This is a genomic window from Pontimicrobium sp. SW4 (assembly GCF_039954625.1).
In the GTDB taxonomy this organism is placed as follows: Bacteria; Bacteroidota; Bacteroidia; order Flavobacteriales; family Flavobacteriaceae; genus Pontimicrobium.
In genome coordinates this window covers 1198283-1222000 of the sequence record NZ_CP157199.1, presented here as the reverse complement: position 1 = coordinate 1222000, position 23718 = coordinate 1198283, and the positions used below count along the sequence as shown (strand labels likewise).

The following is a 23718-nucleotide window of genomic DNA, read 5'->3' as shown; positions in this document are numbered from 1 at the left end:
ATAAAAAATTTAAATTGCAAAGCCATTTTTAGCATATACTGTTGTGTATATTTGTCATCAAAATTTAAATAAACTTAAACAATAAAAAATGGCAGTATTAGTAGGGCAAAAAGCTCCAAAATTTAACGCACAAGCAGTAATAAATGGCTGTGAGTTTGCTGAAAACTTTTCATTAGATCAATATTTAGGAAAGAAATATGTAGTTCTTTTCTTTTATCCGAAAGACTTTACGTTTGTATGCCCAACAGAATTGCATGCATTTCAAAGTAGATTAGCAGACTTTGAATCTCGAAATGTTGCTGTAGTTGGTGTTTCAACCGATACTGAACAATCGCATTTTGGATGGTTACAAATGGAAAAAGGTCAAGGCGGCATTAAAGGCGTTACATACCCTTTAGTTGCAGATACAAATAAAACTATTTCTGCAAACTATGACGTTTTAGCAGGAGAAACGTATTATGACGAAAACGATATGTTACAATCTGAAGGTGAATTAATCGCTTACAGAGGTTTATTCTTAATAGACAAAGAAGGAACCGTTCGCCACCAACTAGTAAACGATTTACCATTAGGAAGAAATGTTGATGAAGCATTACGTATGGTAGATGCTTTACAATTCTTTGAGGGAAATGGTGAGGTTTGTCCAGCAAACTGGAGTAAAGGTTCTGAAGGTATGAAAGCAGATCATAAATCGACTGCTGAATTTTTAGAAAAGCATGTTAACTAAGGTTAATGAATAGCTATATAAGCAAAAAGCCACTTCAAATGAAGTGGCTTTTTTGTTGGAAATTATTTTTATTAACTATTTAAGAGTTTTAAAAAATGACAATATTCTTTCTCCAAAGCATAATCATAAGCTGTTTTTCCTTCAAAGTCTTTAATAGATTTATTTGCGCCTGCATTTAATAATAAGTTAACAATATTCTCTTTATCATAAAGTGTTGCAAATATTAATGGTGTGGATCCATTATTGTTAGTTGCATTAATATCTGCTCCTTTCTTAATTAATAAATTAACTATAGTTGCATTACCCTTAAAGCACACTCCAATTAAAGCTGTATTTCCTGAATTGTCTTGTGCATTAATATCAGCATTCTTCTCAATTAAAAAGTTAGTGATTTCTTCATTTTCAAAATATGTAGCAAAGATAAGTGGTGTAAAACCACGTGAATCACGAGTATTAACTAATCCAGGATTAATTCCCAATAAAGCCTCAAGTCTATATTTATCACCTATTCTAATAGATTCAAAAAAAAGATCAATATCTCTAGTCATATATCTTTGTCTACAAAGCGATAAGATTATGCTGCTCATCCCTTAATTTCATACTATTGTTGGCTCTTATTTTAAATCAAAACGATCTAAATTCATCACTTTTGTCCAAGCTGCAATAAAATCTTTTATAAATTTACCCTGACCATCGTTAGCTCCATAAACTTCGCAAACTGCTCTTAACTCCGTATTTGAACCAAAAATTAAATCTGCTCTAGTTGCGGTAAATTTTACCTTACCAGTTCTACGCTCTTTACCTTCAAAAAATCTATCATCTTGAGAAGTTGCACTCCAAGTATACGTGAAATCCAATATATTAGTAAAAAAATCATTTGTAAGGCTTCCCACCTTATTTGTAAACACTCCATAGTTAGAACCATCATAATTAGCACCTAAAACGCGTAAACCACCAACCAAAGCTGTCATTTCAGGAATAGAAAGTGTTAGCAGGTTCGCACGATCCACCAACAAATCTTCTGCTGCTACTTGTAAATCAAATTTTATGTAATTTCTAAATCCATCTGCTATAGGTTCTAAATAACTAAACGATTCTAAGTCTGTTTGTTCTTGAGTTGCATCTCCTCTACCTTGAGCAAATGGCACAGTAACATTATATCCAGCATTTCTAGCAGCTTCTTCAATTGCAGCTGTACCAGCTAAAACAATTAAGTCAGCCATAGAAATTGTTCCACTAAATTCATTTTTAACACCTTCTAGTACATTTAATACTTTGTCTAATTCTGCAGGATTATTTACTTCCCAACTTCTTTGCGGCTCTAAGCGAATGCGCCCACCATTAGCTCCACCTCGCATATCAGAACCTCTAAACGTCGAAGCAGAAGCCCAAGCTATTCTTACTAATTCTGAAATAGATAACCTTGAGGACAAAATCATTTTTTTTAGCGACTCAATATCTGAAGGGCTTAATGTATAATCTACTTTTGGTACAGGATCTTGCCACAATAATTCTTCTTTTGGAACATCAGGGCCTAAATAACGATCGATTGGGCCCATATCTCTATGAGTTAATTTGTACCATGCTCTTGCAAATGCATCTTCAAAAGCTTTATGGTCTTTATGGAATTTCTTAGAAATCTCTAAATATGTTGGATCCATTTTTAAAGCCATATCTGCTGTTGACATCATCAAAGCTTGCTTCCCATTAGGGTCACCAGCTTTTGGTGCCATTCTAGCATGTGACTCAGCAGTTGGTGTCCATTGATGTGCTCCCGCAGGGCTTTTGGTTAATTCCCATTCATAATTTAAAAGAACATCAAAATAATCATGATCCCATTTAATAGGATTTGGAGTCCATGGGCCTTCTAAACCACTGGTTATCGTATCATTCAATACTCCTGTTCCAAATGAATTTTTCCAACCTGTACTCATCTCTTCGATTGACGCACCATGAGGTTCAGCCCCAACATATTTATCAGGGTCTGCAGCACCATGAGCTTTTCCAAACGTATGACCTCCAGCTACTAAAGCGACTGTTTCTTCATCATTCATGGCCATACGGCCAAAAGTGATTTTAATATCATGTGCTGATTTCAATGGATCTGGATTTCCGTTAGGACCTTCAGGGTTCACATAAATTAATCCCATGTGCACAGCTCCCAAATGTCCTTCCAAATCACCATCACTTGTATCATATCGATCATCATTATCTAACCATCCTGTTTCTGAGCCCCAATAAACATCTTGTTCTGGCTCCCAAACATCAACTCGACCTCCAGCAAAACCAAATGTTTTAAAGCCCATAGATTCTAATGCGCAGTTTCCTGCAAGAATCATTAAATCTGCCCAAGAAATTTTATTACCATATTTCTTTTTAACTGGCCACAATAATAAACGAGCCTTATCTAAGTTTCCATTGTCTGGCCAACTATTCAAAGGAGCGAAGCGCTGATTCCCTGTATTTGCTCCTCCCCTGCCATCACCAACACGGTAAGTTCCAGCACTATGCCATGCCATACGAATCATTAATGGTCCATAATGTCCATAATCTGCTGGCCACCAATCTTGAGAATCTGTCATTAAATCAACTACATCTTTCTTTAGTTCAGGAAAATTCACACTACTAAATGCTTTAGCATAATCAAAATCATCACCTAATGGATTAGACTTAGATGCATGCTGACGCAAAATATTTAATTTTAATTCATTAGGCCACCAATCACGGTTACTAGTTCCGCCACCAGCACTGTTTTTTTGAGTTCCACTAAGGAAGGGACAATTATTAATGTCTCCACTCATCTTATTGTTTTCCATTGTTAAAGTTTTTAAATTAAATTCTGATTCTATAAAGTTAAAGAATACTCTTCATCTTTCCACACGAAAACATTTTAATATGCTATATTAAAATCGATAAAATTTATTGCAGAAAAAAAAGCTATAGTTAAGGTTGACCAGCTAAATATTCCTATTTTTATAACGAATTTAAATCTAAATAAAATGGCAGAAGTAAGTTTAAAAGGAAATGCAATTCATACACTAGGAGATATACCACAGGTTGGAACCAAAGCTCCAGATTTTGAATTAGCAGCAGCAAATCTATCCGATAAAACATTAAGTGATTACAAGGGCTCAAGGGTCATAATGAATATATTTCACAGTATAGATACTGGAACATGTGCAGCCTCGGTAAGACAATTTAATAAAGAAGCAAGTGAATTAGAAAACACCAAAGTACTTTGTATCTCTATGGATCTTCCTTTTGCTATGTCAAGATTTTGTGGAGCGGAAGGTTTAGAAAATGTAGAAATACTTTCAGATTTTAGAAACGGTAACTTTGGGAAGAATTATAATCTTACATATGTAGATGGACCAATTCGTGGTCTTTTATCGCGCTCTATTATCGTTCTTGACGAAAACGCAAAAGTTATACATACAGAACAAGTTCAAGAAGTTGCAGAAGAACCAAATTATAAAGCTGCTTTAGATTCTTTAAAATAAATTATTTAATAAAAAAGCCTCTTCAAATGAAGAGGCTTTTTCCCTATCAACCAAGCAACTGATATAACATGTCCAAAAAATCATCTTTTTTTAAAGAAAGAATAAAAAGTATTGGCTACGCCATGCGAGGAGCATATCTATTAATAACTACAGAAGCTAGTATAAAAGTCCAATTAGTGATTGGCATAATAATGACATTTGCTGGATTTTATTTTCAAATTTCGACTACCGAATGGCTTATACAAATTCTTGCAATAGGATTGGTAATTAGCATTGAAGGTATTAATACAGCCATAGAGGCCATTGCAGATTTTATTCATCCTGAAAAGCATGAGAAAATAGGGTTTATAAAAGATATAGCCGCAGGAGCTGTCTTTATTGCTTCTATTGCTGCAGTTATTGCTGGTTTAATAATATATTTACCAAAGATTAGTTAAATACTATAACTGTTAGGATAAACGTTAGTTATTTGTATTTTTGTTTCATAGTAAGCAAGTGTTAATGGCAAAGAAAAAACCAACCACAAAAAAGCGTAAACCAACAAGAAAAAAGCCCAATTTATCATTATCTAATCAACAAAAATTAGTTTTTGGTAGTTTGCTTTTAATTCTTGGCATTCTCCTATTTTTAGCGTTTCTGTCTTTCTTTTTTACTGGGCAAGCAGATCAAAGTGTTTTAGATCAATTTACAACGCGTGAAGTAGAAGCTAAAAACTGGATGAGCAAGTTTGGAGCTTGGGTGAGCGATTTATTTATTTACAAAGGTTTTGGCGCAGCTTCCTTTATATTTTCTGGGTTAATATTTTTATCAGGTGTTTATGTCTTACTCAATATTAATAAATCTCGTCTTTGGCGTCATTGGTTTTGGGGAACTTTAAGTGTTATATGGATTTCGATATTATTTGGATTTTTAGCTAGTAAGACCCCTATTCTTGGTGGAACAATTGGCTACGAATTAAATGATTTTTTACAAGATTATATTGGTAAAATAGGCACAGTTCTTCTATTATTGCTTTGCTTAATTACCTATTTAGCTATCCGTTTTAAGATGACTCCTCAACATTTTGGAAAGCTTTTTAGTTCAGCAAAAAATGAACTGAAAAGTGAGTTTAATAAAAAAGGTAGGAATGAAACTGATAATACTGATTTTATTCCTGTTGACAATAACTTATCTGCCGAAGCTGAAGATATAAAGTCTGCTTTTGAGATTCCATTAGAAAATCTTGAACCAACAATTACTAATCACTCAACTCTTGATGCTAAAAAAGAAAAGGTTGTTGAGCCTGAAAAGAAATTAGAAGTAGAAATAGCAGCCGAACCAGAAGAAGATCTGGAAATGAAAGTCGAAAAAATTACCGAAGAAAAATCTGAAACTGATAATCTCGCTGATAAATTGGTTGAAGATTTTGGACGCTTCGACCCTACTCTAGAGTTAGGAAATTATAAATTCCCTCCTTTAGATCTTCTAAAAAAATATGACACTGAGAGCATAAGGATTAACCAAGAAGAATTAGAAGAAAATAAAAATAGAATTGTTAGTACACTTAACAATTATAAAATTGGGATAGCAAGTATTAAAGCTACTATTGGTCCTACTGTAACACTTTACGAAATTGTTCCAGAAGCTGGTATACGTATTTCTAAAATTAAAAACCTAGAGGATGATATTGCTTTATCGCTTTCAGCATTAGGTATTCGTATTATTGCGCCAATTCCTGGTCGTGGCACTATTGGTATTGAAGTACCAAATAAAAATGCAACCATTGTGTCAATGCATTCGGTAATTGCGTCACAAAAATTTCAGAAATCAAAAATGGAATTACCAATTGCACTTGGTAAAACTATTAGCAATGAAACATTTGTGGTTGATTTAGCCAAAATGCCTCACTTATTAATGGCAGGAGCTACAGGTCAAGGAAAATCAGTTGGTTTAAATGCAGTTCTTACATCATTGCTTTACAAAAAGCATCCCGCTGAAGTGAAATTTGTTTTGGTTGATCCGAAAAAAGTTGAATTAACTCTTTTTAATAAAATAGAGCGCCATTATTTAGCTAAACTACCAGATAGCGAAGAAGCGATAATAACAGATAATACAAAGGTTATTAATACACTAAACTCTTTATGTATTGAAATGGATAACCGTTACGAACTCTTAAAAAATGCTTTTTGTAGAAATCTAAAAGAGTACAACGAGAAGTTTAGAGCACGTAAACTAAATCCAAATGATGGTCATCAATTTTTACCATATATAGTTTTAGTAGTTGATGAGTTTGCCGATTTAATTATGACAGCTGGTAAAGAGGTAGAAACACCTATTGCTCGTTTAGCACAATTAGCTCGTGCAATTGGGATTCATTTAATAATTGCAACGCAACGTCCTTCTGTAAATGTTATTACAGGTATTATTAAAGCTAATTTCCCTGCTAGAATTGCTTTTAGAGTAACATCTAAGATAGATTCTAGAACCATTTTAGATGGCTCAGGAGCAGATCAATTAATTGGTAGAGGTGATATGCTATATACGCAAGGTAACGATATGATTCGTCTGCAATGTGCTTTTGTTGATACACCAGAAGTTGAACGAATCACAGAATTTATCGGCTCTCAAAAAGCATATCCTGATGCACATTTACTCCCAGAGTTTCTTGGTGAAGAAACTGGCACAAGTATTGATATAAATATATCTGATAGAGATAAGCTGTTTAGAGAAGCTGCAGAAGTTATTGTGACTGCGCAACAAGGATCAGCCTCTTTATTACAGCGAAAATTAAAATTAGGTTATAATCGAGCTGGAAGGTTAATAGATCAATTAGAAGCAGCAGGAGTTGTTGGTCATTTTGAAGGCAGTAAAGCAAGACAAGTATTAGTTCCAGATCTTGTAGCACTAGACCAACTTCTTGCAAACGAAAACGAATAAAAACTAAGTATTAAAAATGAAAAATATATTAATTACATTAATCTTAATTAGTCAAACATTAGTATTTTCTCAAAATGTCAATGATGCTAAGAAACTGTTAGATGAAGTAAATACTATTGCAAAAAGCTATGATAACATTTCAATAGATTTTAAATATGTATTAGTGAATACTGAAGAAAACATCAAACAGGAAATGAGAGGTGATGTAGTGCTTCAAGATGATAAATACCTTTTAAATGCTTTTGGTATTACAAGAATTTTTGATGGAAAAACTCTTTATAATATTAGTCCTGAAGATGAAGAAGTAACAATTTCTAGTGAAAACACTGAAGATGAAAGCACTATTACTCCAAGTAAAATGTTATCATTTTATAAAGAAGGCTATGATTACGAGATGGATATTGTACAAAATGTTAATGGAAGAAAAATTCAATATGTAAAATTAATTCCTATAGATTCAAACTCAGAGATAAAAAATGTGCTTCTAGGCATAGATGTAAAAACTAAGCATATCTACAATCTTATTGAAGTTGGGTCTAATAATACAAAAACTACCATCACTGTTAATTCTTTTAAAACAAACGAGCCATTGTCGAAAACCTTGTTTACCTTTGATGAAAAGAAGTATAAAGATTACTACATCAACAAATTAGACTAGATTTTCTCAGTGAAAATATTAGATAGATACATACTAATTACATATTTAAAAACCTTTTTCAGCGTATTTATTATTCTCATGCTGATTTTTGTTTTACAATCTGTTTGGCTTTATATAAATGAGCTTGCAGGTAAGGACTTAGAACTAGACATTATTGCTAAGTTTTTAATATATGTATCACCAAGAATTATTGTACTGGTATTACCACTAACCATACTTTTATCTTCAATCATGGTTTTTGGAAGTTTTGCAGAGAACTATGAATTTGCAGCAATGAAATCTACTGGAATATCACTGCAGAGAGCTATGAGAGGTTTAGGTGTATTCATTTTTGGACTTTCCATAGTTACTTTTTTCTTTGCAAACAATGTCATTCCAACTGCAGAATTTAATTTTTATAACCTTAGAAAAAATATCGCTAAAAAAAAGCCAGCAATGGCTATAGCAAAAGGACAATTTAATCAAATTGGAGACCTTATAAATATTAAAGTTAAAGATAAAAGCGGTGATAGAGGTCAGTATTTAGAAGAGGTTATTGTTCACAAGAAGAAAAACAAAAATGATGGGAATCACACAGTGATTATTGCAGAAACTGGTGAGTTGATTAGTCATAACGATTCCGATGTTCTAGAACTTATTCTTTATAATGGTCATTATAATGAGAATTTGCAACCAAAAGACTATCAAAAACGCACTAAAAATCTTCCATCTGTAAAGAGCACTTTTGAAAAGAATATCTTTTATATAGATTTAGCACAAATGGATAATGTGGATTTTGAAAATAAAGATGTAACTGCACGCCATACTATGCTAAATATTAATGAGCTAGATTACACCATAGATTCTTTAAAAACTAAGAAAAAAAACAGTTATAATAAGTTAGCCTTTGAATTATATGCTAGCACTACAGCTCCAACATTAAATAGAGACATCAGCAAAGAAGATATTAACCAAGAATTTGATGGAGATGACATTATTGAATTATACCAAAGCAATTTAAGAAAAGTACAATTAATTAATTATGCATTATCCTCAGTAAATACTACCTTACAAACGATTAGAGGTAAGCTAAATGATCAAGGTAGAGATGACACAAACCTCAACAAACATATCATTTCATATTACGAAAAATTTGCATTAGCAATTGCATGTATTATACTATTCTTTATTGGAGCTCCTCTTGGTGCTCTTATAAAAAAAGGAGGAATTGGCTTACCGATTGTTATTGCTATTGTATTATTCCTTACCTATCATTTCATTGGAATTTTTGCAAAAAATAGTGCAGAAGATAGTAGTATCGACCCTGTTTTCGCCTCATGGTTGTCCACAATGATTATGCTTCCATTGAGTATTTACTTAACCAACAGGGCAACTAAGGATAGAGCTTTGTTTGAATTGGATAGTTTACTCATTCCAATAAAAAGCTTTCTAACCAAAGAAGTAAAAGTTCAAGATTTAAATCCAAATGTGTTTCTGAATGAAAATTCATCTGAATATAAAAACATCAAAAACTATTCTGATAAAAAATTAATTGATATTGTAAAAAACTACCGCCAATATGATATGGATGTAAGCTATAGAAATTCATCGATTAAAATATTGAATTCCAGAGGAATTACCGAAGAAGAACTACGCTTTGGTGGGAATTTACAAAATGAAAACTATGAGAATGCTTTACGCTATAAAATTAATTATACCGAAAACTCAGCTCTCTCTTTTAAACTTTACTTTATTTCACTTTTCTTAGATATTATTGGAGCTGTGTTGAATAACAATGGGTTTCCAACTATTGGAATAACAATGATGGCTATTGGAGCAATTACTTCTCTTGGTTTTTTAATTTATTTATTCAGATCATTTATTTCATTATCAAACTTCTACAAGTTAAGTACGAATAAAAACAACATAAATATTTTTGCATTAATGATAATTGGAATCCCACTTTATTTCTTAATTTTTTATTATTATAAAAATAAATTGTCAGAAGATTTAAAACAAATTAGATAGGTTTAAAATAAGCAATATCTTTGCCTAAACACTAAATATGATTACTCCTAAACCAACAACTAACACTATGAAAATACAATTAAATACCATAGAAGATGCTATAAACGACATTCGACAGGGTAAGGTTATTATAGTTGTAGATGATGAGAATAGAGAAAATGAAGGAGATTTCGTTGCTGCTGCAGAAAAAATCACACCAGAAACCATTAATTTCATGGCAACTCATGGAAGAGGTTTAATTTGTGCACCATTAACCGAAAACAGATGTAAAGAGCTTGATTTAGGTATGATGGTTAATAATAATACAGACCCAATGGAGACTGCTTTTACAGTATCTGTAGATTTAAGAGGTAATGGTGTAACCACAGGAATTTCAGCTAGTGATAGAGCAAAAACGATTCACGCATTAATCAATCAAGACACAAAACCTTTTGATCTAGCTCGTCCAGGACATATTTTCCCATTAGTGGCAAAACAAGGCGGTGTATTGCGTAGAACAGGGCACACTGAAGCTGCTATAGATCTAGCAAATTTAGCAGGCTTAAAACCAGCTGGAGTGATTGTAGAGATAATGAATGAGGATGGCTCAATGGCTAGGTTACCTCAACTTATGAAGGTTGCTAAAAAATTTGATATTAAAATTGTTTCTATTGAAGATTTAGTGGCCTATAGAATGGAACATGACTCTTTAATTGAAAAGAAAGAGGATTTTCAAATTGAAACTCGATTTGGAAGTTTTCGTTTAAGAGCTTACAAGCAAACCACTAACAGTCAAATACATATTGCATTAACAAAAGGTGCTTGGAGTACTAATGAGCATGTATTAACAAGAATTAATTCTACCTTAGTAAATAATGATATTTTAGGAACCTTAACTAACAATGCCGATAAAAAACTAGACGATATGTTTAAGGTTGTAAATGATGCTAGCAAAGGTGCTATTGTATTTATTAATCAACAAAGTCAATCCATGAACCTATTAAAACGCTTAGCTGTTTTAAAATCCACCCAAGTAGAAGGAGAGATTGCAAAAGCACCAGCAATAGAAATGGATTCTAAAGATTTTGGTATTGGTGCCCAAATTCTTCATGATTTAAACATTCATAAATTACGTCTAATATCAAATAGCGAACAAACAAAGCGTGTTGGTATGATTGGTTATGGTTTAGAGATTATGGAGTATGTGAATTATTGAGAACAGATTTCTCTAATAATTTTTTCCATTTTTAACGCCCTTCTTTTAACATCCTCTTCACTCCAAGATAATTTAATTAAACACGAAATATTTCTACCAATAAAATGGTCAGATTGTAGAAAGGTTTTATCTCTTAGATAAGAAAGCCCATCTTTTACATCTTTAGATAAAGGATATAACGTTTTTAGCTCTTTAAGATGTTCCCATTTTCTAATATAATGCCAATTATTGTCATAATAATGGAAACAAGCGTCTATTCCTTGTTCTTTAAAAGCTATAGATACTTTTCTGGCTAATTCCAAATTTGGCAAAAAGAAACTTAAAAATGAATAACTCTCTTCCCCTCCTTCTGGAATAGTTCTAAAGGTTACTTCTGGAACTTTTGATAAAGCATTTCTAATGATTGAATAGTTTTTCTTTTGAATAGCTACAAATTCATCTAAGCGTCGTAATTGAGCCAACCCAACAGCTGCATGCAGTTCGGAAATTCTAAAATTATACCCTAAAAATGGATGTGACTCAGCTCCTCTATCATTTCCTACATGGTCATGCCCATGGTCAGAAAAATGGTCTGCATTTGTATAAAACTTCTCATTATTAGTCAATATCGCACCACCTTCACCAGCAGTAATAATTTTTACAAAATCTAAAGATAAACACCCAATATCTCCAATACCACCAAGTGGCTTACCTTTATAAGTCGCACCTGTTGCTTGTGATGAATCTTCAATTAATATTAAATCATGAGCGTCACACAAATCTTTTAAAGCATCTAAATTAGCCATACTACCACACATATGTATTGGCATTATTGCTTTGGTTTTTGAAGTTATGGCACTTCTTGTAGCTTCAATATCTAAAGTTAGTGTATCGTCAATATCTACCAATATTGGAATTGCTCCAAGTATCATTATAGCCTCAAAACTTGCCACAAAAGTAAATGTTGGCATAATCACCTCATCTCCTGCTCCAACACCAGCAGCTGCCAATGCAATAGAAACCGCTGCTGTACCACTAGAAACTATTTGCGCGTGCTTAACTTGTAATTGGTTTTCTAATTCTTTTTCTAATTCTTTAGCCTTCCAATGACCATTACGCATACCATCAAAACCATAACGCATTAAAACACCATTATCAAGAACATCATTTACTTCTTTCCTTTCCAAATCTCCAAATAATTCAAATCCTGGCATAATTTGATGTTTAAATTAAAAAATTAATAATTCAAAATTACAATTAAAATGAACACTTAAAAAACGAAATAGTAGATTTTAATTGAATAGAATCTATTGATATAAAAGTCAAATTATAATTTAAAATTTTGTATTTTTCAATATAAACAAACACATTATGAAAAAAACACATTTATTATTAAGCTTAATAGCTTTATTTCTAATTACTAGTTGCGGTACAAGTAAAAGTGCAGCTAAAGCAGATCCTTATGTTGGTGAATGGAGTCTAGTAATATCTGATACTCCACAAGGTGACGTATCTGCAATAATGAAAATTTTAAAAAATGAAGTGGGTGAATATACAGGAACTGTAAATTCAGATATGGGATTAATAAACCTTAACAATATAAAAATTGTAGAAAGTAAGATTTCAGCAACTTTTGTAACACAAGACATGGATTTTGATTTAACAGGTACTTTTGAAGAAATGCTTTTTAAAGGGTATGTTTCTGGAATGGGTGCTGATTTTAAAGCTGATGGAAAAAAAGTAGTTTCCCAATAATCTAATAATAAAATGGGTAGCTTAAATGTTACCCTTTTATTATATTTCAATAATACTATTCTTTATTTCTTTCCTTACTTTTTTAAAGCTTGCAAACATATCGTCCTCGGCCCTATAACCAATAGGCATTACCAGAGCAGACTCTAAACCTTTCTCTTTTAATAATAATAGCTCATCATAAGCAGATGGTTCAAATCCTTCCATAGGACATGCATCAATACCTTCTATTGCGCAAACAGTAAGCAAATTTCCCATTGCTAAGTACGCTTGTTTAATTGCCCAATTTTTAATGTTTTCAATACTTCTATTATTAAAATCATCAATTAAAAACTCTTTAAAAGGATTTAGTATACTATTTGGAGTGTGTCTTATTTGTTGTACTCTTTTAAAATACGTTTCAATATATGCTTTGTCAATATTGCATTCTGTACAAAATACTAACACATGAGACGCTTCAGCAACTTGTTCTTGGTCCATTGAATATTGTACTAACTCTTTTTGAAGCTCTTTATCACTAATAATAACTAGCTTAATTGGTTGTAATCCATAAGAAGTAGCTGTTAAATTAAAAGCTGCTTTCAAAACATCCAGTTGACCTTTAGTAATCAAGGTTTTGCTATCAAATTTTTTAGTAGCATATCTCCATTCTAGCTTCTCAATTATATTCATAATCAATCTATAAATTATAAAAACAAAATTAGGTATATGTTATAGCAATAACAATAAAGAATCATAGATAATTCTGATGAATCCATAATGTGAATTTCCATCTTTTGAGAATATAAAAATAAATTAGAAAACGTTTGATAGAATTAAAAAAGGATTCTATATTTGCATCCGCATTCAGGGAATACCTGATGAGACACTTGGAGAAATGGCAGAGTGGTCGAATGCGGCAGTCTTGAAAACTGTTGAGGGTCACACCTCCGGGGGTTCGAATCCCTCTTTCTCCGCAAAAACCCTTTAGATTTTATATCTAAAGGGTTTATTTTTACCTATTATGATAAATATCATTTGGTAGCTTCGAGTTTCTAAATAGTTTTATACAATTCACATTATAATAACATTACTCATGAAAGTACTTGTGTATAGTACCAGAGACTTTGAAATTTCTTATTTAAAAAAGGCCAATAACAAAAAACATAAACTTGTTTTTATTGAAGAAGCATTATCTTCTAAAACCGCCTCTAAAGCGGTTGGCTATGAAGGGATATCCATATTTTCTGCAGATGAGGCTTGTTTTATTACTATTGAAAAACTAAGTGATTTAGCCGTAAAATATATAACCTTGCGGTCTGTTGGCTATGATAATGTAAATTTAAGGGCAGCTTCTAGGTTAAATATTAGAGTAGCTAATGTACCTGCCTATTCCCCATATGCAATTGCAGAACATGCTGTGGGTTTATTGCTAGCACTTAATAGAAAAACCATTGAATCCAACCGCCGTGTAAAACTTTTTAATTTTAACCTAAATCATCTCGTTGGATTCGATTTGAAAAATAAAACGGTTGGTATTATTGGTACTGGAAAAATAGGTTCGGTAATGACCAAAATAATGCATGGTTTTGGTTGTAACTTGATTGGTTACGACATTAATGAAAATAACGAGTTATGTGAACAGTATAATTTACACTATGTTCCACTAGAAGATTTATGCAGACAATCAGATATTATTTCGTTGCATGTTCCATTAAATAGCGAAACACACCAACTAATTAATGAAAGCTTAATTTTTAAAATGAAAGATGGGGTTATTATTATTAATACTGCAAGAGGTTCTGTTGTCAATACAGAACACATAATCAATGGATTAAAAAGCGGAAAAATTGGTGCTTTAGGAATGGACGTTTATGAAAATGAAAAAGGCGTTTTCTTTAATGACTTGTCGCAAAACATTCCTGATGATGATTTACTAATTAAATTAAATGTAATGCCTAATGTGATTATCACTGGACATCATGCATTTTTAACTGAAGAGGCTTTGACAAATATAGCCAAAACGACCATATATAATCTAGACTGTTGGAGTGAAGGTAAAGAAACTAAAAATGAGTTGACTGACATAACCAAAACAGTATAATCACTTCTTCTTTTTACTATAAATATCTTTTAAAAGGATGCTGTCGCCTTCTTTATTAACCACATTTAAGTCATACCTAATTTTTATTTTGGTTTCTAAAGGTGCATAATAATAAATAACCCAAGCATCCGCTTCACTAGTACCAATACAACCGTTGGAATAAGCTTTACCTAATGTAACAGCATTTGTGGTAGGATGAATTAACTGTCCATTTCTAATACCATTTATTTCGGTTTCTATAAAAGGAATTTGAGGAAGTTTTGTAACTCTTTCATCATCTCTCTTTGTTACAAAATATTCGTGATTGCTTACAGGATTAACATAACGTGGATTGCGAACATGATTAACAATGCGACCTTTTCCTGTTTTAGTTTTTAAATCTTGAATTCTTCCTGACATTTCAAGATATACCTTTTCATCTCTACCTACCCTTACTGGAAAGTCATAAAGCATGTTGTTAGCTTCATAGATACGTAGTTTAAACTCTGGGATATTAACATCTATTAATGTGCTATTGAATGAATTCTGAATTTTTTCAGCTAAGATAGAATCAGGAATAACTAAGGTAGCTCCTTTAGCAAAAACAATCATCTTTTTTTGGTTGTAAACAAATGAATCTTGGGCTATTCTTCTATAATAATCTGTGCTTTGAAGTGTATCAATAATCCAAGAATTTGCTCTTACCAATAGGTGCTCAGATAATTTATAGGATGTTAATGAGTCATATTTGTTTACCAAAGAATCTAAGAACTGAAAATAATTTTCAACCGTTATTTCTTTTTTGAGTAAAACCAAGTTTACCATAGAATCCTGATGGTAAACTTGGTTTACATTATTTGTTTTTTTAGTTAGCGTTTTTGCCCCACTGTTTTCAAAACATGAACTAGCAAATACTACTAACAGCAAAGCTACAAAAGCATAAAAAAGCAATACTAATTTTTTCACTTAGCAAGTAGTTTGGGTTTTTTAAGAATTTTGTCCAAAACCATATCTTTATTTAATGGTTTTGTACAGAAAAACCAATCTTCGCATTTTAACTCATCCTTAGAGGTCATACGCTCTTCGGCGACACCACATGAACCAGCTGGAGAAATAATAACATCATCACCAGGATTCCAATCAGCAGGAGTTGCTACCGAAAACTCATCAGAAGTTTGCATAGCAATCAATGCTCTATAAATTTCGTCAAAATTTCTACCCAAGCTTAATGGATAGTAAATAATGGCTCTAATTTTACCCTTTGGATCAATAAAAAATACAGCTCTTACAGCTTGAGTTTCGCTTTCTCCAGGTTGAATCATACCATATTTTTTGGCCACGTTCATGGTTATATCTTCAATTAAAGGAAACTTAACTTCAATATTTTTCATGCCATTGAATTCAATTTTTTCCTTAATGGTTCTTAACCAAGCAATATGGCTATATAGACCATCTATAGACAACCCTACTAATTTGCAATTAGCTTTTGCAAACTTTTCCTCAAGATGTGCAAAAGTCATAAATTCACTCGTACAAACAGGTGTAAAATCAGCAGGGTGACTAAATAGAATAACCCATTCTCCAGTAAAATCTTTAGGAAAATTTATTTCTCCTTGTGTTGTAACTGCTTTAAATTCTGGTGCATTATCACCAATTCTTGGCATTGAAATTACTTGTTCTTTTTCGAATATATTTTCCATTTTTTTATGTTTTAATTATTGAATAAAGATAAATTTCAACATAAAAACTTGAAATGATTAATATCAGGATAACAAACTATTTCTAGAAAAGTTACAAGCAAGTATTATAATGTTTTATTTAGAAAATACTTAATCAAATCAGCTGTCGATACTATACCAACTATGTTATTATTTTTCAATACTGGAACAGCATGATAATTTCCTCTTTCCAATACTTTAGCAACATCTTCAATAGTTGCATCTGTGGTTAAGTAAAAAGGGTTTTGAGTCATTATATCTTTAACTTTAAGTTCTTTATACACAATATTATCATCACTAATTCCAGCTCCAGAAATATTATACATAAAATCTATTAAGCTAACCATACCAACTAATTTACCGTTCTCCTCAACTGGAATGTGGTGGTGAAAATTTTCTTTTTCATAAATATGTTTTACATCCAAAAGTTGTTGTTCTGGTGTGACACAAACCACATTTTTGGTCATTACTTCTATTATTGAATTCGTTTTCATCCTAATTAATGTTTTGTTCTAAATTATATTTAAAATTAAGGCATTAATAAATTTCTATATATGATTAATATCATATTAAAAAAAGGTGTTTATTAATACTTTTATCACTAGTTTAAATTAAATGTGTAATTATGAAAACCAAAACTATTTTAGAGTTACTCACATTAAGTTCTAGTCTTTATTATTTGGCACGAGACACTCAATTTTTAGACAAAATAAGTGAGCTTTCAGAAAAAGGTAAAGATAACATCAATAGAATTGTGTCTGAATCTCAATTGGATGAAAATGGAAATGAATTAGAGTTTGTAGATAAAATAATTTTAAAAACTCATGAATTAAAGGAAGAGTTAGATGACAAAATTAAAGAATTAGTGATTAAGTTTTACAAAAAAATTAATGTAGCACATTTAGATGAAATTAAGGCTCTAAATGCAAAACTTGAAAAACTTGACGCAACAGTTGCTCTCTTAGAAGCAAGACTAAATAAATTGGAAGCATAAAACGATGGGAATCATAGCAGGGATTGGAAAGAACTTTAGATCCATTTCTAGGTATAATCAAATAATTAAAGTCCTAATAAAATATGGTTTTGAAGATTTGGTGGATTATTTAGAGGAAAACAAACAATATACATTTTTACAAAAATTAATTCCTAAAACATCTAGGAAGCATGCAACTCAATATAGCAAATGGGCAAAAATGAGATTGGTATGTGAAGAATTGGGACCAACGTTTGTAAAGTTTGGTCAAATTCTAAGCAACAGGCCAGATTTAGTGCCTTTAGAATTAGCCTTGGAATTAGAAAAACTTCATGATAATGTGCCACCAATGGCTGAAGATGTCGCCAAAAAAGTTGTAGAAACTGAGCTAAAAGATAAAGTAGAAAATCTGTTTGCTTGGTTCGAACCAACACCTTTTGCCTCTGCATCGATAGCACAAGTGCATAATGTGACATTACATTCTGGTAAACGTGTTGCGTTAAAAATTCAACGAACAGGTATTCATGAGATTATTGAAGACGACATTAAGGCAATGTATAAAATTGCAGGAATTTTAGAAAATAGAATACCTTCTTTAAAGAGTTTTGATCCTATTGGACTAGTTAAAAACTTTGAAGACTCCATACTTAAAGAAATTGATTTTATAAACGAATCAATTAATATACAAAGGTTTTATAATAATCTTGAAAATGATACGTCTTTAGACCAATTTGCTGAAGCCCCAAAAGTATATCCGTCACTTACAACTACAAAGGTTTTAGCGATGGAATTTATTTCTGGAATTAAGATAAATCAAATTGAACAGCTAATAGCTAAAGATATTGACACAAAAGTTATTGCTAGAAGACTTGCTATTAGCTACTTCAAACAAATCTTTGAATATGGTTTTTTTCATGCCGATCCACATCCAGGTAATCTATTGGTGCTTCCTAACAATCATATTTGTTATTTAGATTTTGGTATGATGGGGAGTATGCTACCAAGAGATATTTCAATTTTAGGTAAATTATTCATTGCTATTACCAACAAGAATATAAAAAATATAATTAAAGCTTTACAACAACTATCCAATAATGCTCCAATTACAAACATGAGAGACTTAGAATTTGATATTAATGAGTTTGTAGAAAAATATTATGTTCGAGAAATACATGAAAATGAAATGAGTACGATACTGTTGGATTTAAAAGATATTATTATTGCTCATGGCTTAAAAGCACCTACCTATTTTTTTCTTTTTGCAAGATCTTTAGTAACTCTTGAAGGTGTTATTAGCAAACTGGATCCAAAATTAGAACAGTTCGAAATTGTAAAACCTTATTTAAGAACAAGTGTAGCTAGAAAATACAGCCCTGTAAAAATGGGTAAAAAAGTTGTAAATTCTATTTTGGAAATGACAGATTATATGGAAGAATTCCCGTCTGATTTAAAGAATGCCATACGCAAAATTAATACAGGTCAAGTTAAGGTCGATTTAACACATAAAGGTATTGATCCAATGGTACATACTTTGCAGAGAATTACAAAACAATTAATTGCAGCTTTCATTATGGTAGCACTTATTATTGGGTCTTCTTTATTTATTGTTTTTGAAATTAATCCGCTTTGGAACGGAATTTCTGTATTGGGTATAGCTAGTTTCGCTTTAGCAATAATATTAGGCTTTGGTATGATAAGTAATATTAGAAAAGGAGATTATGATTATTAATTTTCCATAATAATGTATAATGCTTTAAATAAAAAAGCTTCCAAATATGGAAACTCTTTTAATTTAAAATTTAGATGGTTATGATTTGGAAAACGCATTTTTAAAATGATAAAACGCTTCAGAAATTTCATTTTGAAAATGTTCTAGTTTAGTTTCTTCTGGTTTCTTTTTCGCATATTTTCCTTTAAGCTTATCTATAAAAGAGTTAAAGTCTTTTTTTCCTTTTTCAAAAGTATCTTTGGCTCCGACTTTATTTTTATTAAACTTCTGTTCTAAAATCTCTAATTGAATTTTAAATTGCTCAATTTCAATTAAAGTTAAAGCATACATTCTATTTAAAGTTTTATTAGTTTTAATTTTTACTTCAATATCATGCAATGTTAAAAGTAATTGCTTTTTTTGCTTTTTAAAAACTTCTTTGGTTTCTGCTTTTCCTAAAGCTAATTGTACACGTAGTTCATCAAATTTGGTGTTAAGTTCATCTATTTTTTCTTTAACAGCTTTTATTTTATACTCGCTGTCATGTACAAATAGATTAAATTTCTTTTTTACCTCTTCAAACTTATCTTGAGCTTCAGCTTTCCCCAATGCGGTTTGAACTCTAAACTCTTCTATCTCGGTGGCTGTTTTTCTAAGTGCTCCAATCACTTTATCCACAAATTGAACGTCCTCTTTATTTTTCATGACTATTAGATTTATAATGATAATAAATGTCTAAATAAAACCTAAAACAGACAATGATATATATCATTTTCTTGATTGTACTTTTCTTATACATTTGATAAAGCATGATGTAATTTCAGCAATGATAAAGTTCTCCAATATAAAAGCAAAAATAAATTCTTTCTTAATAGAAATTGGAGAATTATCTTTCTTCACAGCACGCTTTTTTAGAGAATCCATCAAAAGGCCTTTTGAGTTTAAAGAATTATTGCGTCAATGTTATAGTATGGGAAATCGTTCCTTGTTACTAGTTGGTATTACTGGTTTTATAATAGGATTAGTTTTAACACTACAAACACGTCCAACTTTAATGGAGTTTGGTGCAGTTTCATGGATGCCATCCATGGTTAGTATTTCTATAGTTAGAGAAATAGGTCCTATAATAACTGCATTGGTTTGTGCTGGTAGAATTGGTTCTGGTATTGGTGCTGAATTAGGCTCTATGCGTGTTACCGAGCAAATTGATGCGATGGAAGTTTCTGGAACAAATCCATTTAAGTATTTGGTTGTTACGCGAGTTTTAGCAGTAACATTAATGCTCCCATTATTGGTGATTATTGGAGACGTCATCGCCATATTTGGTTCTTATTTAGTTGAGAATGTTAAAGGCAATGTGTCTTTCATGCTCTATTTTAATCAAGTGTTTGATGCTTTAGAGTTTGGTGATGTTGTTCCTGCAACCATTAAATCTTTCTTTTTTGGGTTGGCTATTGGTATTGTAGGTTGTTTTAAAGGTTATAATTGTGAAAAAGGAACCGAAGGTGTTGGTAAAGCGGCAAACTCAGCAGTGGTTTTCACATCTTTGTTGCTCTTTATTATTGACTTTATCGCCGTTTTTGTAACAGATATTTTTTATGATTTATGACAAAGCATAATAACATACCAAAAAGGAATATTGTTCTTGAACTAAAAGATTTGCATAAAAGTTTTGGTGATAATCATGTGCTTAATGGATTCAATTTACAACTGTTTCAAGGGGAAAGCCTAGTAATCATGGGGAAATCTGGTTCTGGAAAATCAGTGATGATTAAATGTCTGGTTGGCCTATTGGAAGCCGATAGTGGCACAATTTCGGTAATGCATAACGATATCACTAAACTTGACCAAGAAGCGTTGGATATACTAAGAGCAGATATTGGATTTTTATTTCAAGGGAGTGCCTTATACGATTCTATGACCGTAAGAGAGAATTTAGAATTTCCTTTACGTCGTCATACCAAAAAATTTGGTGAACATATAGATACCGAGGCAATGGTTCTAGAAGCGCTAGAAAATGTTGGATTAGCAAGTGCTATAGATTTGATGCCTTCTGAACTATCTGGAGGAATGAAACGTCGCGTAGCTTTGGCTCGTACTCTTATTTTACAACCAAAAATTATTTTATACGACGAACCTACAAGCGGTTTAGACCCAATTACTGCCAAAGAAATTATTATCTTAATGCAAGATATTCAAAAAAAATATGGTACCTCATCACTTATCATTACGCATGATGTTGATTGTGCAAGAGTCATTTCAGACAGAATGATATTATTAATAGATGGCATTGACTATGCCGTTGGCAATTATGCAGAATTATCAGCCTCAACAGATCCAAAAATTAAAGCCTTTTTTAAACACTAACACTATGAAAAATACAAACTCACAAAAATTACGGTTAGGCCTATTTGTTATTACTGGAACTGTACTATTTATAGTAGGTGTATATCTTATAGGTCAACGCCAAAATATGTTCAAAAAAACTTTTACTATAAGTGCTTATTTTCAAAATGTGAATGGCTTACAAAACGGCAATAATGTTCGTTACTCTGGAATTGATATAGGAACAGTTAAAGACATAACCATGATTAACGATTCAACTATAAAAGTAGAAATGTCGATAGACGAAAAAATAATCACACACATAAAAAAAAATGCCATTGCAACAATTGGGTCTGATGGTTTGGTCGGAAACATGATTTTAAATATTGTCCCTGGAAACGGTCACTCAGACATTATTAGTAATGGAGACACCATTGAGTCGTACAGTAAGATTGGTGCTGATGACATTTTAAGCACTTTAAGCGTTAGTTCAGAAAACGCAGCTATACTAACCTCAGATTTACTAAAAATCACCACAGCAATGCTTAAAGGTAAGGGAACTGTTGGATTACTTTTAAATGATACAATCATGGCGCAAGATTTAAAACAATCTGTCACCAACCTTAAGCTTGCGAGTAGAAGTGCCACAAACACCATAAACGAATTAAATACAATAATTTCTTCACTTAAAACAAATGATGAAACAGTGTTAGGTATGCTAATGAATGATACCATCACTGGTGAAAAGCTTAAAAATATTGTTGGTCACCTAGAAACATCAAGCATAGAGATTGAAAACGTGTTATCGAACATTAATGCCACTGTAGAAGATTTTAATTCAAGTGATGAAGGTGCTTACAATTATATTTTAAAAGACACCTCTCTTGTAAATAGCCTAAAAACCACTCTTAAAAATATCAATGAAGGCACTGATAAGTTTAACCAGAATATGGAAGCTTTAAAACATAACTTTTTAACTAGAGGTTATTTTAGAAAACTGGAGCGTCAAGAAAAAAGAGAAGCTAAAAAAGAGAATGATTGAATTTTAGATTAGTGATTTCTAATTGAAGCCAATTAAAATCTCCTTCATTTAATTTCCAAGTAACACTACTTTTATTTGGAATTGTAATACCATTAAAAGTCTTATAAGAGAGCATTTCAACGTACCATTTTTCAAGTTTAGAATCATTTTTTCCTCCATAATAGCGTTGGGCTTCAAATGACATTAAATTACCTTCATCTGAAAATGTAAATAAGCCTAATACACTCTTATCATTAATTGTTAATGTTGCTTTGGCAGAAGTGTCATTAATGCTTTCCCAAGTAATGTTATCATTTATAACTGCTGAAGGGAACCAACATATTTCAGCTAAAAACCGGATCATAGCTCCTTGGTTAATCTTATCGTTTTCACCTTCATTTACAACTGGGATTAAAGAGGCTAATTTAATGAGCATCTCTCCTTCTCCATTATAGAGTTTATCACGACCTACCATACTTATTATTGGCATTACTTTAACTTTGGTCGCCCAAACAAATGCAGGATTTTTAACATTAAAATCCTGCGTTGCAGTAAATGGCATCCAATTACCATCTGGTTTTATTCGCATTTCTCCAACTTGTTTTAAGTGAACCGAAACCATTTGTTCTTTCCCAATAACACCAGAATTTAGCATCCATTTTTGAACAATTTCTGGCAGATGATTAATAGCTGATTTAGAAACTATAGGAAGATTTTCAACTTTAATGTTTTGTAATATTTGTTTTGATTCTGTTTGAACCATTTTATTGAATCGATAATTACCATAAGCTGAAATACTAACCAAAAGTATAATTGCATTTGCAATCGTGCCAAATTTGGCATCTTTCCAATATATGATAATCAGGGTTTGAGAGATTATCACAGCTATTAATGCAACAAAAAACCACCAATCTTTTTTAAGTAGAACCAAGGTTATTGAAATCAAAAAAGCTATTGTAGCGAACAACCAAAGCATTCCAATTGGTTTTGAAATGTTTTGGGTTAATTGTGTTATTTCTGCTAATTGAAATGCTTTTACAAAACCCAATAAATGGATAAGTGCATGAATAATCACTATTAATGCAAAAATAATTTTCATACAAATAAAACAGTAAAAAATATTAGAAGTAATACCGCAACCAGTAGTTTAAGATAAATTTTCATAATAGCACATTAT

23 protein-coding genes and 1 tRNA gene are annotated in these 23718 nt (G+C 31.7%); 15 read left to right on the top strand and 9 right to left on the bottom strand.

What is annotated here, in order from left to right; genetic code table 11:
- Positions 1-88 precede the first annotated feature (88 nt).
- Positions 89-727, top strand: coding sequence for a peroxiredoxin (locus tag ABGB03_RS05875; protein ID WP_347925644.1), 639 nt, complete (start codon positions 89-91; stop codon positions 725-727).
- A gap of 71 nt (positions 728-798) precedes the next feature.
- Here ABGB03_RS05875 and ABGB03_RS05870 read toward each other — a convergent pair whose 3' ends face one another.
- The gene (locus tag ABGB03_RS05870) at positions 799-1314 is read right to left on the bottom strand and encodes an ankyrin repeat domain-containing protein (protein WP_347925642.1); all 516 of its coding nucleotides are present in this window, start codon (positions 1312-1314) and stop codon (positions 799-801) included.
- 27 nt (positions 1315-1341) lie between these two features.
- The gene (gene katG / locus ABGB03_RS05865; RefSeq protein ID WP_347925640.1) at positions 1342-3543 is read right to left on the bottom strand and encodes a catalase/peroxidase HPI; all 2202 of its coding nucleotides are present in this window, start codon (positions 3541-3543) and stop codon (positions 1342-1344) included.
- Positions 3544-3726: 183 nt separating this feature from the next.
- On the opposite strand from katG, the gene tpx reads away from it, so the two are divergent.
- The 6 genes from tpx to ribB all read left to right on the top strand — a co-directional run bounded on the left by tpx (position 3727) and on the right by ribB (position 11003).
- Positions 3727-4227: a thiol peroxidase gene (gene tpx / locus ABGB03_RS05860; RefSeq protein ID WP_347925639.1), complete on the top strand. Its 501-nt coding sequence runs from the start codon at positions 3727-3729 to the stop codon at positions 4225-4227.
- 68 nt (positions 4228-4295) lie between these two features.
- Complete coding sequence (locus ABGB03_RS05855; protein ID WP_347925637.1) at positions 4296-4664, top strand: diacylglycerol kinase family protein; 369 nt, start codon at positions 4296-4298, stop codon at positions 4662-4664.
- Between the two features lie 64 nt (positions 4665-4728).
- Positions 4729-7143 carry a DNA translocase FtsK 4TM domain-containing protein gene (locus ABGB03_RS05850; protein WP_347925635.1) on the top strand — a complete coding sequence of 805 codons (2415 nt, stop codon included), beginning with the start codon at positions 4729-4731 and terminating at the stop codon, positions 7141-7143.
- Positions 7144-7159: 16 nt separating this feature from the next.
- Complete coding sequence (locus ABGB03_RS05845; protein ID WP_347925633.1) at positions 7160-7801, top strand: outer membrane lipoprotein carrier protein LolA; 642 nt, start codon at positions 7160-7162, stop codon at positions 7799-7801.
- A 9-nt stretch (positions 7802-7810) separates the two neighbouring features.
- Positions 7811-9808 (top strand): LptF/LptG family permease, encoded by a 1998-nt coding sequence (locus ABGB03_RS05840; RefSeq protein ID WP_347925631.1) that lies wholly within the window; start codon positions 7811-7813, stop codon positions 9806-9808.
- 37 nt (positions 9809-9845) lie between these two features.
- Positions 9846-11003, top strand: a complete 1158-nt coding sequence (gene ribB, locus ABGB03_RS05835; RefSeq protein ID WP_347925629.1) for a 3,4-dihydroxy-2-butanone-4-phosphate synthase — start codon at positions 9846-9848, stop codon at positions 11001-11003.
- Here ribB and ABGB03_RS05830 read toward each other — a convergent pair.
- Positions 10997-12196: a DegT/DnrJ/EryC1/StrS family aminotransferase gene (locus ABGB03_RS05830; protein ID WP_347925627.1), complete on the bottom strand. Its 1200-nt coding sequence runs from the start codon at positions 12194-12196 to the stop codon at positions 10997-10999. The two genes, ribB and ABGB03_RS05830, sit on opposite strands and share 7 nt — an antisense overlap.
- A 157-nt stretch (positions 12197-12353) precedes the next feature.
- Between ABGB03_RS05830 and ABGB03_RS05825 the strand changes: the two genes are divergently transcribed.
- Positions 12354-12737: a hypothetical protein gene (locus ABGB03_RS05825; RefSeq protein ID WP_347925625.1), complete on the top strand. Its 384-nt coding sequence runs from the start codon at positions 12354-12356 to the stop codon at positions 12735-12737.
- Between the two features lie 39 nt (positions 12738-12776).
- Here ABGB03_RS05825 and ABGB03_RS05820 read toward each other — a convergent pair whose 3' ends face one another.
- Positions 12777-13406: a nitroreductase family protein gene (locus ABGB03_RS05820; protein ID WP_347925623.1), complete on the bottom strand. Its 630-nt coding sequence runs from the start codon at positions 13404-13406 to the stop codon at positions 12777-12779.
- Positions 13407-13605: 199 nt separating this feature from the next.
- Here ABGB03_RS05820 and ABGB03_RS05815 point away from each other — a divergent pair.
- Together ABGB03_RS05815 and ABGB03_RS05810 are read left to right on the top strand one after the other, a co-directional pair.
- A tRNA-Ser gene (locus tag ABGB03_RS05815) sits at positions 13606-13690 on the top strand.
- 119 nt (positions 13691-13809) lie between these two features.
- Positions 13810-14817 carry a 2-hydroxyacid dehydrogenase gene (locus ABGB03_RS05810; protein ID WP_347925621.1) on the top strand — a complete coding sequence of 336 codons (1008 nt, stop codon included), beginning with the start codon at positions 13810-13812 and terminating at the stop codon, positions 14815-14817.
- Here the strand turns inward: ABGB03_RS05810 and ABGB03_RS05805 are convergent, their stop codons facing one another.
- From ABGB03_RS05805 to ABGB03_RS05795, 3 genes are all read right to left on the bottom strand, one after another.
- Complete coding sequence (locus tag ABGB03_RS05805) at positions 14818-15762, bottom strand: L,D-transpeptidase (RefSeq protein ID WP_347925619.1); 945 nt, start codon at positions 15760-15762, stop codon at positions 14818-14820.
- Positions 15759-16496: a peroxiredoxin gene (locus tag ABGB03_RS05800; protein ID WP_347925618.1), complete on the bottom strand. Its 738-nt coding sequence runs from the start codon at positions 16494-16496 to the stop codon at positions 15759-15761. Before ABGB03_RS05800 ends, ABGB03_RS05805 begins: the two co-directional genes overlap by 4 nt.
- Positions 16497-16600: 104 nt before the next feature.
- Positions 16601-17008, bottom strand: a complete 408-nt coding sequence (locus tag ABGB03_RS05795) for a CBS domain-containing protein (protein ID WP_347925616.1) — start codon at positions 17006-17008, stop codon at positions 16601-16603.
- A gap of 131 nt (positions 17009-17139) precedes the next feature.
- Between ABGB03_RS05795 and ABGB03_RS05790 the strand changes: the two genes are divergently transcribed.
- Positions 17140-17508: a hypothetical protein gene (locus ABGB03_RS05790; RefSeq protein ID WP_347925614.1), complete on the top strand. Its 369-nt coding sequence runs from the start codon at positions 17140-17142 to the stop codon at positions 17506-17508.
- 4 nt (positions 17509-17512) lie between these two features.
- Complete coding sequence (locus ABGB03_RS05785) at positions 17513-19216, top strand: AarF/UbiB family protein (RefSeq protein ID WP_347925613.1); 1704 nt, start codon at positions 17513-17515, stop codon at positions 19214-19216.
- A gap of 78 nt (positions 19217-19294) precedes the next feature.
- On the opposite strand, the gene ABGB03_RS05780 is transcribed toward ABGB03_RS05785, so the two are convergent.
- Complete coding sequence (locus ABGB03_RS05780) at positions 19295-19900, bottom strand: hypothetical protein (protein WP_347925612.1); 606 nt, start codon at positions 19898-19900, stop codon at positions 19295-19297.
- A gap of 121 nt (positions 19901-20021) precedes the next feature.
- Here ABGB03_RS05780 and ABGB03_RS05775 point away from each other — a divergent pair, with 121 nt between their 5' ends.
- Genes ABGB03_RS05775 through ABGB03_RS05765 form a run of 3 tightly spaced genes read left to right on the top strand, consistent with a single transcriptional unit; the run spans position 20022 to position 22562 of the window.
- Complete coding sequence (locus tag ABGB03_RS05775; protein WP_347925611.1) at positions 20022-20804, top strand: ABC transporter permease; 783 nt, start codon at positions 20022-20024, stop codon at positions 20802-20804.
- On the top strand, positions 20801-21562 hold the full coding sequence (locus ABGB03_RS05770) for an ATP-binding cassette domain-containing protein (protein WP_347925609.1): 762 nt from the start codon (positions 20801-20803) through the stop codon (positions 21560-21562). Before ABGB03_RS05775 ends, ABGB03_RS05770 begins: the two co-directional genes overlap by 4 nt.
- A 4-nt stretch (positions 21563-21566) precedes the next feature.
- Positions 21567-22562, top strand: a complete 996-nt coding sequence (locus ABGB03_RS05765; protein WP_347925607.1) for an MlaD family protein — start codon at positions 21567-21569, stop codon at positions 22560-22562.
- Here ABGB03_RS05765 and ABGB03_RS05760 read toward each other — a convergent pair.
- Positions 22543-23640: a DUF6544 family protein gene (locus tag ABGB03_RS05760; RefSeq protein ID WP_347925605.1), complete on the bottom strand. Its 1098-nt coding sequence runs from the start codon at positions 23638-23640 to the stop codon at positions 22543-22545. The genes ABGB03_RS05765 and ABGB03_RS05760 overlap by 20 nt on opposite strands.
- Positions 23641-23718: the final 78 nt, after the last annotated feature.